Source organism: Salinicola sp. LHM, from assembly GCF_034479735.1.
Classification (GTDB): domain Bacteria; phylum Pseudomonadota; class Gammaproteobacteria; order Pseudomonadales; family Halomonadaceae; genus Salinicola; species Salinicola salarius.
Map to the genome: position 1 here is coordinate 1,045,783 of NZ_CP140261.1, position 13,317 is coordinate 1,059,099.

Sequence of the window (13,317 nt, forward strand, 5' to 3'; positions counted from 1 at the left end):
GACTACCTCTTCAGCTCTTGCTGGGCCGTTAGCGCGATGCGGCCGCTGACGTGCTTGCCGCGCTGGCTGTCGCACTCGAGGCGCAGGCTCGCCCCGGCGTCGTCCTGGCGATGCTCGAGCGTCATCTCGAAGCGGTCGCCGGGCAGCAGCGGCTGCGGGAATCTCAGCCGCTCGAGGCCGCTGAAATCGGCGTCAATGGCGAACAGTCGGCGCGCCTGCTGCATCGCCCAGTGTACCAGCGCGATGCCGGGGAGGACGGGCTGGCCGTCGAAGTGACCGTCGACATAGATGCAGTGCTCGGGCACTTCCAGCGTGATGCGCCAGCCGCTCTCGTGCGGGCGCTCGCCCAGCCAGCGCGGTGCGCGTCGGTCTTCCAGATCCTGAAACAGCCGCTGACGAATCTCCGCGCTCAGCTTGCCCTGGGTGTTGGTGGGCCAGTGATCGACGAAGCGCCAGTAGCGGGGCAGCGCCGGGGTCTCGAAGCGCGCGGCGAGTGCCCTGCGCAGCCGTTTCACCGTTTCGCGACGCTGTCGGTGGTCATGTGGCATCGCGTCGGGTGACAGCTGGATGACCGCGGCCAGCCGCAGGTCGCGCCGCTGCAGTGTCCAGGTGGTCGCCCGTTCGACGCCGGGCAGCGTGGCGAGGGCGCAATCCATGGCCGTCAGCGAGAGTCGCTTGCCGCCGATCTTGACGATGCGGTCGGCCCGGCCCAGCAGCTCGAACCCGTCGTCGGTCAGCGCGATCAGGTCGGCCTGGCGCTGCCACTGGTTCGACGTCTCCAGATGGGAAGAGCGCAGCCACAGGCGGCTCTCCTCGTCATGACGCACCTCGACGCCGGGCAGGGCGGTCCACGCCGAACCGCGCTGCTGAACGCGCCAGGCGATGCCGCCGGTCTCGGAGCTGCCGTAGATCTCGTGAACCGGCTTGCCGAGCCACTCGAAGACCTGGTCACTGGCACCCTTCGATAACGGCGCGCCGGAGCTGTATATGGTCTCCAGGACGGCGCGCTCCGGCTGCCAGTCGAGCGCTTCCGGTAGCCGCGACAGTGCCGGTGGGGCGCTGACGAGAACGATCCGGCGGCCTTCCGTCTTACAACACCGCAGCCAGGTATACAGGGTCTCCGGGTAGCGGCAAGGCTGCGCCGAGAAGGGGCTGGCCTCGCAGAGCGGACGCAGGATCGAGAACAGTAGTCCGTAGATATGCTGGTGGCTGACCTGGCTGACGACCAGTTGGCCGCGCAGGGGCCAGAGCGATGCCTGGGTGGCGAGTTCGGCATCCAGCTGGTCGAAACGCTTGTCGATCCGCTGCGGATCGCCGCTGGAGCCGGAGGTATAGAGCGAAACGGCGACGGCGGGCAGCGGTTCGGAGGACCACCGAGGCGGTCGGCTCGGGAGCCTTGCCGACGGGGTCTGTTCGGGCGCCTGCTCGCTCGATCCCAGAACGACGCCCGCGTCGCGCAGGCCCGATAGCGTTTCCGGCTGGTTGTCCGCCGGCAGGACGACGCGGTCGCCGCGCTCCCAGATCGCGATCAAGGCGGCGCCGAATTCGATCGGATCCGGCTCGTAGAGTCGCCAGCTGTCGTTGTCGTTGGGCGTGTCGAGCAGCTGTTGCTGCCAGGCGCCGATCCGTCCGTGCCACTCGCCGACGCTGAACCAGCGCGCGGGCGTATTGCCCTCCGGCGGTAGCCAGGCGAAGGGCTCCGAAAGAGGGCGATGGCGCCACGGGCGCGCGCTCAATTCACGAAACGTCATGCGGCCTCTTTTCGTCGTGTCCTGCTGCGTCATGCATCCTCTCGTCATGCGCTGCGGCCCGGCGCTTGACGCGCTGGCGGATGCACCATTCGCCCAGGAACATCGCAAGCATCAGCGCGTAGACGATGCCGCCGTTGTACCAGGCCCAGACGTCGAGATCGGCATGGATCGCGGTGATCAGCGCCACGCTGCCGTTGAGCACGAAGAACACGCACCAGGCCTGAGTGACTCGGCGGGTATAGCGTACGGCATGAGGCGGCAGATCCGGTTCCTGGCGACGGGCGAATCGCTCGATCAGCGTTGGCGGGTGACGCAGTCCGTGGGAGAAGAGCAGCAGCAGGGCGAGGTTCACCACCACCGGCCACAGGCGAAGCCCCAGCTCGGCACTGTCGGTCATCATCAACAGCAGGAGCAGCGGCAGCAGGCCCCAGCCCCAGCGGCGCTGTGCCGGCGGCAGGCGCCACCAGGCGATGGCGGCGAGCGCGATCAGCAAGGGCCAGGCACCGTAGTGCGGCAGCAGATAATGCACCACCAGCGGCCAGAGCAGGCCAACGAGACCCGCTGCGGCCCACAGGAGGCGGTTGCGGCCCTGGGCAGGCGCTGACGGAATCAAGAGGACGCCGCCGGGTTCATTTCTGGCGACGCGATTCGACCAGTGCCGCCAGGCTTCGCAGGTTGGCGAAATGCTGGCGCGACGATTCCGCTTCGGACTCCAGCGTGATGCCATAGCGCTTCTGCAGCGCGAGCCCCAGTTCCAGCGCATCGATGGAGTCGAGCCCCAGCCCTTCGACGAACAGCGGCTCGTCGGGGTCGATGTCATCCGGCGTGACATCCTCCAGTTCCAGGGTCTCGATGATCATCTCTTTGAGTTCGTGTTCCAGCGCTGTCGTTGCCATCGGTCTTGGTCGTCCTTGTCACTCGTTCATTATCAGTTGCGGGCGCTCGATCCCGCATCGGGCGCGTTGCCGGTGGCGTCCGGCGTGCAGGCCTGTCGTTTCGGCCTCGGGAAATGTCATGCGGTAAACGTCATGTCATGGGCAGCGGATCATGGCCGAACGCTGGCGAGTTGCCAACCACGGCGGCTCATGGGACACGCCACAGTCGCACGCTTGTCCATCAGCCAGTCGATGATGTCGAGTGGCTGCAAGGTCGGCGTCTCCACCGTGACCGAGGTTTCCGAGAGTCGTCGTGCATCGGGGGCCGGGGCCTGGCCGATTCGAAGGGCAACGGCTGCCAAGCAGGATTCCGGCGCGTAGGCGGCGAAGCGTCGAGGAACGGGCTGGTCACTGAAGACGACCACTACGCTCGAATGGCCGTCGGCGAGATAGCCGCGCGCCTCGACGATCAAGGCGGCCCACTCGCCGCCGCTGGCCGCGATCGCCTGCTGGCTGCGTCGATTGCCGCTGGCGATCGAGTAGACGCCGGCGGTGGCATTGTGTACCGACAGACCGAAACGCGCCGGCGACAGCGGCTCGCCTTCAGTCAAACCGTACAGCATCTCCAGCGTGCGCTCGCCGTCGCCATGACGAGAGGCGTGAAGCACGATGGCGTCTGCACTGGGATCGAGGTCCGAGAGCATGTCGCAAACCGCGCGTCCGAGCAGGTTGAGACGGCGCCGCAACATCGAGGGAATGGCCTTGCCGGCAGGCTTGTCACGCGTGTCGAGCCGGGATTCCCCGTCGGCTTCGCGGTGAGGTGTCCAGGCTCGCCAATCCTGTAGGTAAAGGTCCGTCATGGCGTCGTTTCAACGATCCGTATTGCTGCAACTTTACGCATCATAACGGAAAATAAGGTCAGCGCGGTGCAAGCTTTATGCATTCTGAAGGAGGGTGGCGCCATGGGCGGAGGGCATCAGAGCGCCGAACCGGGGTTCGACGCACCCCGGGAGGACGATCCCTTGGGCCTGAATAAGCCTACCCTCGGTTCACTCGGTTGAACTTGATACAGATCAAATATCGACGGGCGTTGGCCCACAAACCGGCCCCTAGCGACTACAGGGATCGTCGAGCGGGACGTCGCGAGGCCGGAAACGGCGGGAGATGGTGTCGATGGCGATGTTGAGGCCGGCGGTGACCAGCAGCAGAAAGAAGGCCTGATCGAACATCAGGTACTGGAAGCTGGAGTCGATGTAGAAGCCCAGCGTGGCGACACCCAGCATGCCGAGCAGGGCGGTTTCGCGCATGATGACTTCCGCGCGATAGCAGAGCAGTGCCAGCAGGTTGGGGTAAAGGCGCGGCAGCAGTTCGTAGGCGTAGCGTCCAGAGGCCGGCAGATCCGCCATGCCGATCGTCAGGCCGTCGGCGTGGCGTGCGACCAGAAAGGCGATCAGCGCGCCGTTATGCAGGGCCAGGGCGAGCCAGGCCGGCAGCATCGAAGGCCCCAGCATCAGCAGGAAGATGAAGGCGAGCATCAGTTCCGGCGTCGAGCGCAATACGACCAGCAGCAGCCGGCCGCCGAAGCGCTGCCATGGGTGGCCGAAGTGAAAGCTGGCCAGCGGCCACAACAGCAGCGCCAGTACCAGGCTGCCGACGGTGCCCATCAATGCCAACAGTAGCGTATTGCCGATGGCCGGCAGCAGGTCCGGCAGGCTGGACAGCCACGACCCCAGACCGGCCAGGTTCCCGTCGAGTAGCGGTGCCGGCCACAGATCATGGCTGACGAAGCGCCACAGCAGATCGCTATCGACATCGGGCCACGGCCCCAGAAAGAACAGCGCGCCGATCAGCAGCGGTAACAACAGCCGGCGATGCCCCCACCACGGCAGCGTGGCGACGAGGGCATAGAAGAGCCACAGCAGCGCTCCGGCTTCGCCGAAACGCCCCTCTCGGAAGGCACTCTCGAGATAGAAGCCGAGCGTCGGCAGCCCCACGAAGCCGAGCAGCACGCTGGCCCGCATGGCGCATTCGAAACGGTAGCGGGTGTAGCTGGCAAGCCGTTCCCAGACCAGCGGCAGCTCGGCATAGAGAAAGCGGGACAGCCGGTCGGTGCCGGCAGGCAGCGCCTCCGTCGGGGCTTTCGGCGTGAGTTCCAGAATCTCTGCGTAGACCTTGGCAAAGATCCCGGCGTAGGGGATCGCCAGCGCGGCGAGCGCGGTGACCGCGGAGAGGCCGAAGACCTGCAGGAACAGCAGCGCCCAGAACAGCTCATGGATGGCGCGCACGAAGGCGCAGAAGGCGCGCACGAGCCGCGAGCGATGAAAGATCAGCGCCAGCGGGAAGCCGAGCACGGCGCCGATGAGAGTTCCCCATAGCGCGACGCTGACGGTCAGAGCGATCGCTCGAAGCGGGCTTTCCAGCGCGACGAAGTCGGGCCGGACGAAACCTTGCGCCATTCGCCACACTTCCCCCCACGGATCGACGGCGACGATACGCAGGTCGGCGAAGGGGAGCAGCAGCAGGCACAGCAGAATCAGCGCCAGCGAGCGGCGGGCAAGTGTCAGGCCGGGGCTATTGCCTTGCAGCAGTCCGGGAGGCGCGCTCATGTCGTGGCATCTGCCTCGGTCTCGCGACTCGATTTCCTCGCATCCGGATAAAGCGCGTCCAGTTGGGCGAGCGTCAGCTCTCGCGCTGGGGCATCCAGGACTATCCGACCGTCACGCAGGCCGATGACCCGATCGAAATGCGCCAGCGCCAGCCGATGCTGGTGCAGGGCTATGACGCTGGAGGCATGGCGAGTCTGGATATGCTCCAGCAGTCGCAGCGCCTGATGAGGATCGACGCTGGCCAGCGGTTCGTCGCCAAGGAAGACTTCGCGCTGCTGGTAGAACGCTCTGGCGATCGCGACCCGCTGGCGCTGACCGCCGGAAAGCTGCGCCACGGGGCGACGCAGCAATCCATCGAGGCCCAGCTCGTCAGCCAAGGCTTCGATGGTCTGCCACGCCTGGCGACGAGGCTTGAGGAGGTTGAAGAGGTTGCTCAGCGCGGCGTGCCGTTCGAGCTGCCCCATATAGATGTTGTGATAGACCGAGAGCAGTGGCACCAGCCCGTGTCCCTGCGGGCACCAGGCGGCGGTATTGCCCAGCCGGCGACGAATCTCGGCAAGCAGCGTCGACTTGCCGGCGCCGCTCTGACCCAGTAGCGCCACGCGCTCGCCGGCTTCCAGGGAGAGCGTCAACGCCGGCAGCACCACCTGCGTCCCGTAGCCCAGGTCGGCGCTATCGAAAGTCAGTAGCGGCATGGGTCTCAGCGCAGCAGGCCGATGGACTTCCCGACCGACTCGATCGGGCCGTAGTCATCGTTGCTGGCCGGAATGAAGCCCGAGCGCGGAAAGCTCTCCAGCAGTGCCGGATCGGTCATGTCGACCAGTGCCTGCTGCACCTTCTGCGTGAAGCCTTTGCCGTAACGCTCGTCGGCGTCGCCGCGCAGCGTCCACTGATAGTCCGGATAGGTCGGCGATTCCCAGATCACTTCGACCTTGTCGGTATCGACGCGCCCATCCTCGACGGCAGCCTGCCAGACGGTGAAGTTCACCGCGCCGACATCGTAGGTGCCGGATTCCACCAGCGCGATGGTGCGCGTGTGATCACCGGAGAAGCCCACGCGGGAGAAGACCTGCTCGGGAGCCTCGTCGAAACGCTGGCGAATGAAGTGCTCCGGCATCAGACGACCGGACGTCGAGGTCTTGGCGCCGAACGTGAACGAGTGGCCGGCCACGGATTCGGGCAGCGCTTCCTGCTGCGGCTCGATGCCGGTCGCGGTATTGGCGATGAAGTAGCTCACGAACTCGGCATCTTCCTTGCCCTGGGCGATGGCTTGCGAGCCGGGCACCAGTTGGCGGGCCTGGACGCCGGAGAGGCCGCCGAACCAGGCAAGCTGTACCTGGTCGTTGCGGAAGGCGGTGACCGCGGCGCCATAGGACGTGACGGGAACGTATTCGACATCGACGCCGAGCCGATCCGAGAGGTAATCGGCAACCTTGGAGAAGCGTTCGACCAGGCGAGACTGGTCCTCATCGGGGATGGCCGTGAAGCGGAAAGTCTCGTCGGCATGGGCGAGCGAACAGCCGATCGACAGAACCAGGGCAAACATCCAGCGCATGGGAAACGGGCCTCGATGATTTCAGAAGGCGGCCATGATAACCGCATGAGCGCATCGGCATTAAGCCGCGTGTGGTTATCCACGTTGATGGACGTCTGGCTGCCCGGTGACTCGAAGGCCGAGAGACTGTCGTCACTTATCCTTCGGCGGGAATTTGGTCGGCCGCAGGCTCTCCTTGATCTTCTTGAGATGAGGCAGGAACGACTCGCCTCGGCGCAGCGTGACGCCTGTCGCGAGCACGTCGATCAACGCCATGTGGATCATCCGCGAGCTCATCGGCATGTAGACTTCCGTGTCTTCCGGCAGGTCGACCGGCAGGATGTCGGTGCAGACTTCCGCCAGCGGCGACCCATCGCGAGTGATGCCGATGACCAGTGCACCGCTGTCGCGGGCCACCTTGGCGACTTCCACCAGTTCACGGGTGCGGCCGGTATAGGAAATCACCACGATGACGTCGCCGGTATGGGACGCCGCCGCGATCATGCGCTGCATCAGCACGTCGTTGTAGGCGGCCACCGGCAGGTTGAAGCGGAAGAACTTGTTCTGCGCATCGAAGGCCGCCGGCGCCGAGGCGCCGAGGGCGAAGAAGCTGATCTGGCGGGCCTGGGAGAGATGATCGACGACGCGCTCGATCCGCTTCGGGTCGATCTCGCGGCGAGCCTCGTCCAGTGCGGCGATGGTCGCGCCGATGATCTTGTCGGTATAGGCTGCCGCATCGTCGTCGCTCTCCACGCTGCGGCTGACGTAGGGCGTTCCGCCTGCCAGACTCTGGGCCAGCTGGATCTTGAAGTCCGGATAGCCTTTGGTTTCGAAATTGCGACAGAAGCGGTTGACCGTGGGTTCGCTCACCGTGGCAGCCTGTGCCAGAGTGGCTATGCTCATGCCAATTGCCGCGTTGGGGTCCTGCAGGATGACGTCGGCGACCTTGCGTTCCGAGCGATTGAGGTCGTCGACCCGCGAACGAATGCGGGCGATGAGATCGTGCATTGCCATGGTTGCGGGGCATCTCCTTGCGGCGGAATGACAGGTGAATCATCACAGGCCCTGCATCCTAGCGTCTGCCGGCAACAGCGCCAAGCGGTGATAGGCCGTGATCGCCAGGTTACGCCCTCGTGGCCCTGCGGCGCGGTATACTGGTAGGAGGCGGTAATTTAATGACGAAGTCGAATGTCAAATGACGCCTGGATGGCGTATTTTATTCGTAAATTAACGACACTGGCGGAGGGAGGCAATGACTCGAGAGGCAACGCCCAACGTGGACTTGGCTCTGTTCGGCGCGCTTGGCGACTTGGCGCTGCGCAAACTTTACCCGGCACTCTATCATCTGGATCGCGATGGCCTGCTGGGCACCGATACCCGAATTCTGGGGCTGGCACGTCGCGAGCATGACATCGACAGTTTCCGCAGCACCGTACTCGGGACGCTCAAGAAGCGCATCAAGCCCAAGGAGCTGGAGCAGAAGTGTCTCGACCGCTTCCTGGCCCGGCTCGAGTACGCGCAGCTCGATTTCGACACCATCGACGGCTACGAGAAGATTCGGGACTGGCACGCCCAGAGTCCGGATCCCCTGTGTCCGCTGACCATCTACCTTGCCGTGCCCGCCAGCATCTACGGGGCGATCTGCGCCAATCTCGAGCAGAGCGGCAGCCTGGATGGCGAATCGCGGGTGGTGGTCGAGAAACCGATCGGTTATGACCTCGAGTCCTCGCATGAGATCAACGACGCCATCGGTGCCGTCTTCCCCGAATCTCGCATCTATCGCATGGATCACTATCTGGGCAAGGAAACGGTCCAGAACCTGATCGCACTGCGTTTCGCCAACCCGATGTTCGGCAACCAGTGGAACCAGAGCCAGATCTCCCACGTCGAGATCACAGTGGCCGAGCAGGTCGGTATCGAAGGGCGCTGGGGCTACTTCGACAAGGCCGGCCAACTGCGCGACATGGTCCAGAACCATCTGCTGCAGCTGCTGACCATGCTCGCCATGGATCCGCCGGCCAACCTGGACGCGGATGCCATTCGCGACGAGAAGGTGAAGGTGCTCAAGGCGCTCAAGCCGCTGGAAGGCGAGGACCTCAATCGCCACGTGGTTCGCGGGCAGTACGTCGCCGGCACCATAGACGGCGAGAGCGTCCCGGGGTATCTCGACGAAGAGGACGCCAACACCTCCAGCACAACCGAGACCTTCGTCGCCATGCGTCTCGAAGTGGCCAACTGGCGCTGGGCCGGCGTGCCGTTCTACCTGCGTACCGGTAAGCGCATGCCGGAGAAGCTGTCGCAGATCGTGATTCACTTCCGCCAGCAGCCGCACTACATCTTCGATCCCGACCAGCGCAACCTCGCTGCCAACAAGCTGGTGATCCGGCTGCAGCCGGAAGAGGGGATCGCGCTGCAGGTGCTGACCAAGGACGGCGGCCTCGACAAGGGCATGCGCCTGCGCCCCGGCCCGCTGCATCTGGATTTCAACCACGCCTTCCCCAAGGAGCGGATTCCGGACGCCTACGAGCGCCTGCTGCTGGAAGTCATGAAAGGCCAGCAGTATCTGTTCGTGCGTCGCGACGAAGTCGAGTACGCCTGGAAGTGGGTCGATCACCTCATCGCTGGCTGGGAAAAGCGTGATATTCCGCCGCGTCGCTATCCGGCGGGATCCTGGGGGCCGGTCGCCTCCATCGCGATGATCACGCAGGACGGTCGCTCCTGGTATGAAGACTACTGACAGCGCTCGCGAGCAGATCGGTGCGCAGCTGGCTGTCGCTGCCGCCCAGGCATTGACGGCGGATCTGGCCAGCCAGCCGCGCGCGCTGCTGGTCGTCTCCGGCGGTTCGACCCCGCTGCCGTTCTTCCGGCGGCTGGCCGAGCAGCCGGTGGCGTGGTCGCGGGTCGATGTCACCCTCGCCGACGAGCGCTGGGTGCCCGAGGAGCACGCCGACAGCAATGCGCGCCTGGTCCGGGAAACGCTGCTGACAGGGCCGGCCGCCGCGGCGACCTTTCACTCGCTGACCACCTCCGACCCCACGCCGGAGCAGGGCGCGGCGACGGTCGCCGCCCGTCTGGCGACGCTGCCGTGGCCGGCCAGTCTGGTCGTGCTCGGCATGGGCAACGACGGTCACACCGCATCGCTGTTTCCGGACAGCGGCGAGCTCTCGCTGGCGTTGAGCACGGACGACAGCGTCGTGGCCGTGCGGGCGCCCAGCGTCCCCCAGCCTCGCATCACCCTGAGCGCGGCCCGGCTTCACGATGCCCGCCGTCACGCGCTGCATCTGGTCGGCGACGCCAAGAAAGCGGTGCTGGCCCAGGCGCTCAGCGGGGATGACGTCCGCGAACTGCCGATCCGTGCCTTCCTGGCCTGTCCGCTTACCCTCTACTGGGCGCCTTAGCGCCTGCCGGCACCTGCCCGCCGACCGAGCGAGTGCCGATATTCTTCAAAGGAGTCTCCTCTCTATGTCATCCGCTCAACCTATGTCATCCGCTCAACGTTTGCCCGCTTCACACATCGAGCGTCTGGACGAAATCTGCCGCTCCGGCGCCATCATCCCCGTTCTCGTCATCGAGCGTCTCGAACATGCCGTACCGCTGGCCAAGGCGCTGGTCGAGGGCGGTCTGAATGTCCTCGAAATCACGTTGCGTACCGATTGCGCGGTCGAGGCCATCAAGCAGATCAAGCAGGCGCTGCCGGATGCGATCATCGGCGCGGGCACCGTGCTGGGCATCGATCAGTACCGGGTCTGCGAGGAGATCGGCGTCGATTTCGTCGTCACGCCCGGCACGACGCCGGCCCTGTTCGAGTATGGCGCCGGCAGCGATGTACCGCTGCTGCCGGGCGTGGCCACCGTCTCCGAAGTCGTGACCGGCTGGGAGTATGGCTATCGCCGTTTCAAGTTCTTCCCGGCGGAAGCGAATGGCGGTGCCAAGGCGCTGAAGTCCTTCGGCGGTCCGCTGCCGGAAGCGCTGTTCTGCCCGACTGGCGGGGTCACCGTGGACAACGCCGCAGACTATCTGGCGCTACCCAACGTGATGTGCGTCGGTGGTTCCTGGATGGCGCCAAAGTCGCTCATCGATAACGAAGATTGGGCGGGTATTACCGAACTGACACGGGAAGCCACGCAGCGCTATCCGCGCTGAACCGGCATCGAGCGCCCGGTCTTCCGGGCTCGGGCGCTCGGGCCGCGCTCCCTGGTGATCGACCGGGTCGACCGGGATTAGCGATGGGGTATCAGTCCTCGAGGCGCGCCAGAAGACGCTGGCCGCGGCGCGAGCGGCGAGTACGCCGCATGCCGGCCGATGCCAGTTTCCAGCCAACGATGCGCGCCATTCCTACTGCCATGCCGGAGGCCGCACCCCAGAGCAGCGCCTGACGCCATTCGACATCATCCTCGTCGGGATTGATCGGTGGCTCGAAAACGCCCTTGCGAAAGGTCTGTTTGAGGCTTTGACGAGCCACCACGCCGGATAGAACCGCCGTGCTCGTGCCAACGATGGTCCACAGTGTCTGAGGCTTCACGAAATTCTCCTTCCTGGATAGATTGTCCCGATAGTCTGGTCGATCCTTCGAAGACTCACCAGTCGAATGCCCGAGGCGCACACCGGGCGAATTCGACGGCCAGGGCTTACGGTTTGGGATCATGGACACGGAGGATCACGGCTTCGGCAGGCACGACGGCGTTCTGCCGCCTGACGTTCTGGCGTCTACCGTTCGATCGCCGTCGCCACGCCCTGGCCGCCGCCGATGCATAGCGTCGCCAGTCCCTTGTGGACGTCGCGGCGCTGCATCTCGTGCAGCAGCGTGACCAGAATGCGAGCGCCGGAAGCGCCGATCGGGTGACCCAGCGCGATGGCGCCGCCGTTGACGTTGACCTTGCTGCCGTCCCAGCCGAGATCCTTGGCCACCGCCAGTGTCTGGGCGGCAAAGGCCTCGTTGGCTTCGACCAGGTCCAGCTCGTCGATCGTCCAGCCGGCACGTTCCAGACAGCGTCGGGTCGCCGGTACCGGGCCGATGCCCATGGTCGCTGGGTCGACGGCGGCGTTGGCGTAGGCACGGATCGTCGCCAGCACGGGTAGCCCAAGGGTCCTGGCCCGTTCGGCGCTCATGATGAGCAGGGCGGCGGCACCGTCGTTGAGCGAAGAGGCGTTGCCGGCGGTGACGCTGCCGGTTTTGGAGAACGCCGGCTTGAGCTTGCCCAGCGATTCGGCGGTAACGCCGTCGCGGGGCTGTTCGTCGCGTTCGATCATGATGGGGTCGCCGCGCCGCTGAGGCACGCTCACCGGCGTGATCTCGGCATCGAAGCGTCCGGCTTCGCGAGCCTGCGAGGCACGCCGCTGGGATTCGGCGGCATAGGCATCCTGCTCTTCGCGGGAGATGCCCCAGCGCTCGGCCACGTTCTCCGCCGTGATGCCCATGTGATAGTCGTTGAAGGCGTCCCACAAGCCATCGTGGATCATGCTGTCGAGCAGCTCGGCGTGACCCATGCGCAGGCCGGTGCGGGCCTTGGGCAGTACGTAGGGTGCCAGGCTCATGCTCTCCATGCCGCCGGCGACGATGGTCTCGGCATCGCCGCAGCGGATCGCCTGGACCGCCAGGTGCACCGCTTTCAGCCCGGAGCCGCAGACCTTGTCGATGGTCATCGCCGGCACGCTATCCGGCACGCCGGCTTCGATCGCGGCCTGGCGCGCGGTGTTCTGGCCCAGGCCGGCGCGCAGCACGTGCCCCATGATCACCTCGTCGACGCCGGTCGGGTCGATGCCTTCCAGAACGCGTCGAATGACGGTCGCGCCCAGCGTTACCGCTGGGACGCTGGAAAGGCCGCCCTGGAATGTCCCGATCGGCGTGCGCGTGGCGGCGACGATCACTACGTCGCGCATGGGCGTGGTCGGTCCGGAAACGTCAGGCATGGGAAGTCTCCCGTTTGTCGATCAGCTTGCAGCCCGTGGCTGCGAAAATTTCCTCGAGGGTGACACCGGGTGCCAGCTCGACCAGGGCCAGCCCTTCCTCGGTGATATCCATCACGCCCAGGTCGGTAATGATCCGATCGACCACGCCGACCCCGGTCAGCGGCAGCGTGCATTCGCTCAGGATCTTGTGCTCGCCCTTGGCCGTGTGGCTCATCAGCACCACCACGCGCTGCACGCCAGCGACCAGATCCATCGCGCCGCCCATGCCCTTGACCATCTTGCCCGGGATCATCCAGTTGGCGAGGTCGCCTTTCTCGGAGACCTGCATCGCGCCCAGAATCGCCAGGTTGATATGGCCGCCGCGAATCATGGCGAAGGATTCGGCATTGTCGAAGTAACTGCTGCCCGGCAGGGCGGTGACGGTCTGTTTGCCGGCGTTGATCAGATCGGGGTCGACGGTCTCTTCGGTCGGGAAGGGGCCGATGCCGAGCAGGCCGTTCTCCGACTGTAGCCAGACGTCCATGCCCTCGGGAATATAGTTCGCTACCAATGTCGGCTGACCGATGCCGAGGTTGACGTAGAAGCCGTCACGCAATTCGCCGGCGGCGCGCTCTGCCATCTGTTCCTTGGTCCAGGCCATC

At 65.4% G+C, this 13,317-nt stretch carries 14 protein-coding genes; 3 read left to right on the forward strand and 11 right to left on the reverse strand.

The window, feature by feature from the left end; all coding sequences use genetic code 11:
- Window positions 1–2 precede the first annotated feature (2 nt).
- From R5R73_RS05060 to hexR, 8 genes are all read right to left on the reverse strand, one after another.
- Entirely contained in the window at window positions 3–1,751 is a 1,749-nt protein-coding gene (locus tag R5R73_RS05060) for an AMP-binding protein (protein WP_322529010.1), read from the reverse strand.
- Window positions 1,738–2,364 (reverse strand): hypothetical protein, encoded by a 627-nt coding sequence (locus tag R5R73_RS05065; protein ID WP_322529011.1) that lies wholly within the window; start codon window positions 2,362–2,364, stop codon window positions 1,738–1,740. The genes R5R73_RS05060 and R5R73_RS05065 overlap by 14 nt, the downstream gene beginning before the upstream one ends.
- A gap of 16 nt (window positions 2,365–2,380) precedes the next feature.
- A complete protein-coding gene (locus tag R5R73_RS05070; RefSeq protein WP_071231880.1) occupies window positions 2,381–2,647 on the reverse strand; it encodes a phosphopantetheine-binding protein in 267 nt (88 codons plus the stop codon).
- A 149-nt stretch (window positions 2,648–2,796) separates the two neighbouring features.
- Entirely contained in the window at window positions 2,797–3,486 is a 690-nt protein-coding gene (locus R5R73_RS05075; RefSeq protein WP_322529012.1) for a beta-ketoacyl synthase chain length factor, read from the reverse strand.
- Window positions 3,487–3,735: 249 nt separating this feature from the next.
- Entirely contained in the window at window positions 3,736–5,232 is a 1,497-nt protein-coding gene (locus tag R5R73_RS05080) for an ABC transporter permease (protein WP_322529013.1), read from the reverse strand.
- Window positions 5,229–5,927 carry an ATP-binding cassette domain-containing protein gene (locus R5R73_RS05085; protein WP_322529014.1) on the reverse strand — a complete coding sequence of 233 codons (699 nt, stop codon included), beginning with the start codon at window positions 5,925–5,927 and terminating at the stop codon, window positions 5,229–5,231. Before R5R73_RS05085 ends, R5R73_RS05080 begins: the two co-directional genes overlap by 4 nt.
- Before the next feature lie 5 nt (window positions 5,928–5,932).
- Entirely contained in the window at window positions 5,933–6,787 is an 855-nt protein-coding gene (locus R5R73_RS05090) for a putative selenate ABC transporter substrate-binding protein (RefSeq protein ID WP_071231884.1), read from the reverse strand.
- A gap of 132 nt (window positions 6,788–6,919) precedes the next feature.
- Window positions 6,920–7,780: a transcriptional regulator HexR gene (gene hexR, locus R5R73_RS05095; protein WP_071231885.1), complete on the reverse strand. Its 861-nt coding sequence runs from the start codon at window positions 7,778–7,780 to the stop codon at window positions 6,920–6,922.
- A 238-nt stretch (window positions 7,781–8,018) separates the two neighbouring features.
- Between hexR and zwf the strand changes: the two genes are divergently transcribed.
- The 3 genes from zwf (at window position 8,019) to R5R73_RS05110 (ending at window position 10,909) form a co-directional block, all read left to right on the forward strand.
- Window positions 8,019–9,503, forward strand: a complete 1,485-nt coding sequence (gene zwf, locus R5R73_RS05100; protein ID WP_322529015.1) for a glucose-6-phosphate dehydrogenase — start codon at window positions 8,019–8,021, stop codon at window positions 9,501–9,503.
- Window positions 9,490–10,164, forward strand: coding sequence for a 6-phosphogluconolactonase (gene pgl, locus R5R73_RS05105; RefSeq protein ID WP_322529016.1), 675 nt, complete (start codon window positions 9,490–9,492; stop codon window positions 10,162–10,164). The genes zwf and pgl overlap by 14 nt, the downstream gene beginning before the upstream one ends.
- A gap of 82 nt (window positions 10,165–10,246) precedes the next feature.
- A complete protein-coding gene (locus tag R5R73_RS05110) occupies window positions 10,247–10,909 on the forward strand; it encodes a bifunctional 4-hydroxy-2-oxoglutarate aldolase/2-dehydro-3-deoxy-phosphogluconate aldolase (RefSeq protein ID WP_322529561.1) in 663 nt (220 codons plus the stop codon).
- 91 nt (window positions 10,910–11,000) lie between these two features.
- Here R5R73_RS05110 and R5R73_RS05115 read toward each other — a convergent pair whose 3' ends face one another.
- The 3 genes from R5R73_RS05115 to R5R73_RS05125 form a co-directional block, all read right to left on the reverse strand.
- Complete coding sequence (locus R5R73_RS05115; RefSeq protein WP_322529017.1) at window positions 11,001–11,288, reverse strand: DUF4235 domain-containing protein; 288 nt, start codon at window positions 11,286–11,288, stop codon at window positions 11,001–11,003.
- A gap of 185 nt (window positions 11,289–11,473) precedes the next feature.
- Window positions 11,474–12,646 carry an acetyl-CoA C-acetyltransferase gene (locus tag R5R73_RS05120; protein WP_322529562.1) on the reverse strand — a complete coding sequence of 391 codons (1,173 nt, stop codon included), beginning with the start codon at window positions 12,644–12,646 and terminating at the stop codon, window positions 11,474–11,476.
- 22 nt (window positions 12,647–12,668) lie between these two features.
- A complete protein-coding gene (locus R5R73_RS05125) occupies window positions 12,669–13,316 on the reverse strand; it encodes a CoA transferase subunit B (protein ID WP_322529018.1) in 648 nt (215 codons plus the stop codon).
- Between the last annotated feature and the right edge of the window lies 1 nt (window position 13,317).

Coding starts and splice junctions, on each gene's coding strand:
- R5R73_RS05060 (WP_322529010.1), bottom strand. CDS start 1,751: ATGACGTTTCGTGAATTGAGCGCGCGCCCGTGGCGCCATCGCCCTCTT.
- R5R73_RS05070 (WP_071231880.1), bottom strand. CDS start 2,647: ATGGCAACGACAGCGCTGGAACACGAACTCAAAGAGATGATCATCGAG.
- R5R73_RS05075 (WP_322529012.1), bottom strand. CDS start 3,486: ATGACGGACCTTTACCTACAGGATTGGCGAGCCTGGACACCTCACCGC.
- R5R73_RS05080 (WP_322529013.1), bottom strand. CDS start 5,232: ATGAGCGCGCCTCCCGGACTGCTGCAAGGCAATAGCCCCGGCCTGACA.
- R5R73_RS05085 (WP_322529014.1), bottom strand. CDS start 5,927: ATGCCGCTACTGACTTTCGATAGCGCCGACCTGGGCTACGGGACGCAG.
- R5R73_RS05090 (WP_071231884.1), bottom strand. CDS start 6,787: ATGCGCTGGATGTTTGCCCTGGTTCTGTCGATCGGCTGTTCGCTCGCC.
- hexR (WP_071231885.1), bottom strand. CDS start 7,780: ATGGCAATGCACGATCTCATCGCCCGCATTCGTTCGCGGGTCGACGAC.
- zwf (WP_322529015.1), top strand. CDS start 8,019: ATGACTCGAGAGGCAACGCCCAACGTGGACTTGGCTCTGTTCGGCGCG.
- pgl (WP_322529016.1), top strand. CDS start 9,490: ATGAAGACTACTGACAGCGCTCGCGAGCAGATCGGTGCGCAGCTGGCT.
- R5R73_RS05110 (WP_322529561.1), top strand. CDS start 10,247: ATGTCATCCGCTCAACGTTTGCCCGCTTCACACATCGAGCGTCTGGAC.
- R5R73_RS05120 (WP_322529562.1), bottom strand. CDS start 12,646: ATGCGCGACGTAGTGATCGTCGCCGCCACGCGCACGCCGATCGGGACA.
- R5R73_RS05125 (WP_322529018.1), bottom strand. CDS start 13,316: ATGGCCTGGACCAAGGAACAGATGGCAGAGCGCGCCGCCGGCGAATTG.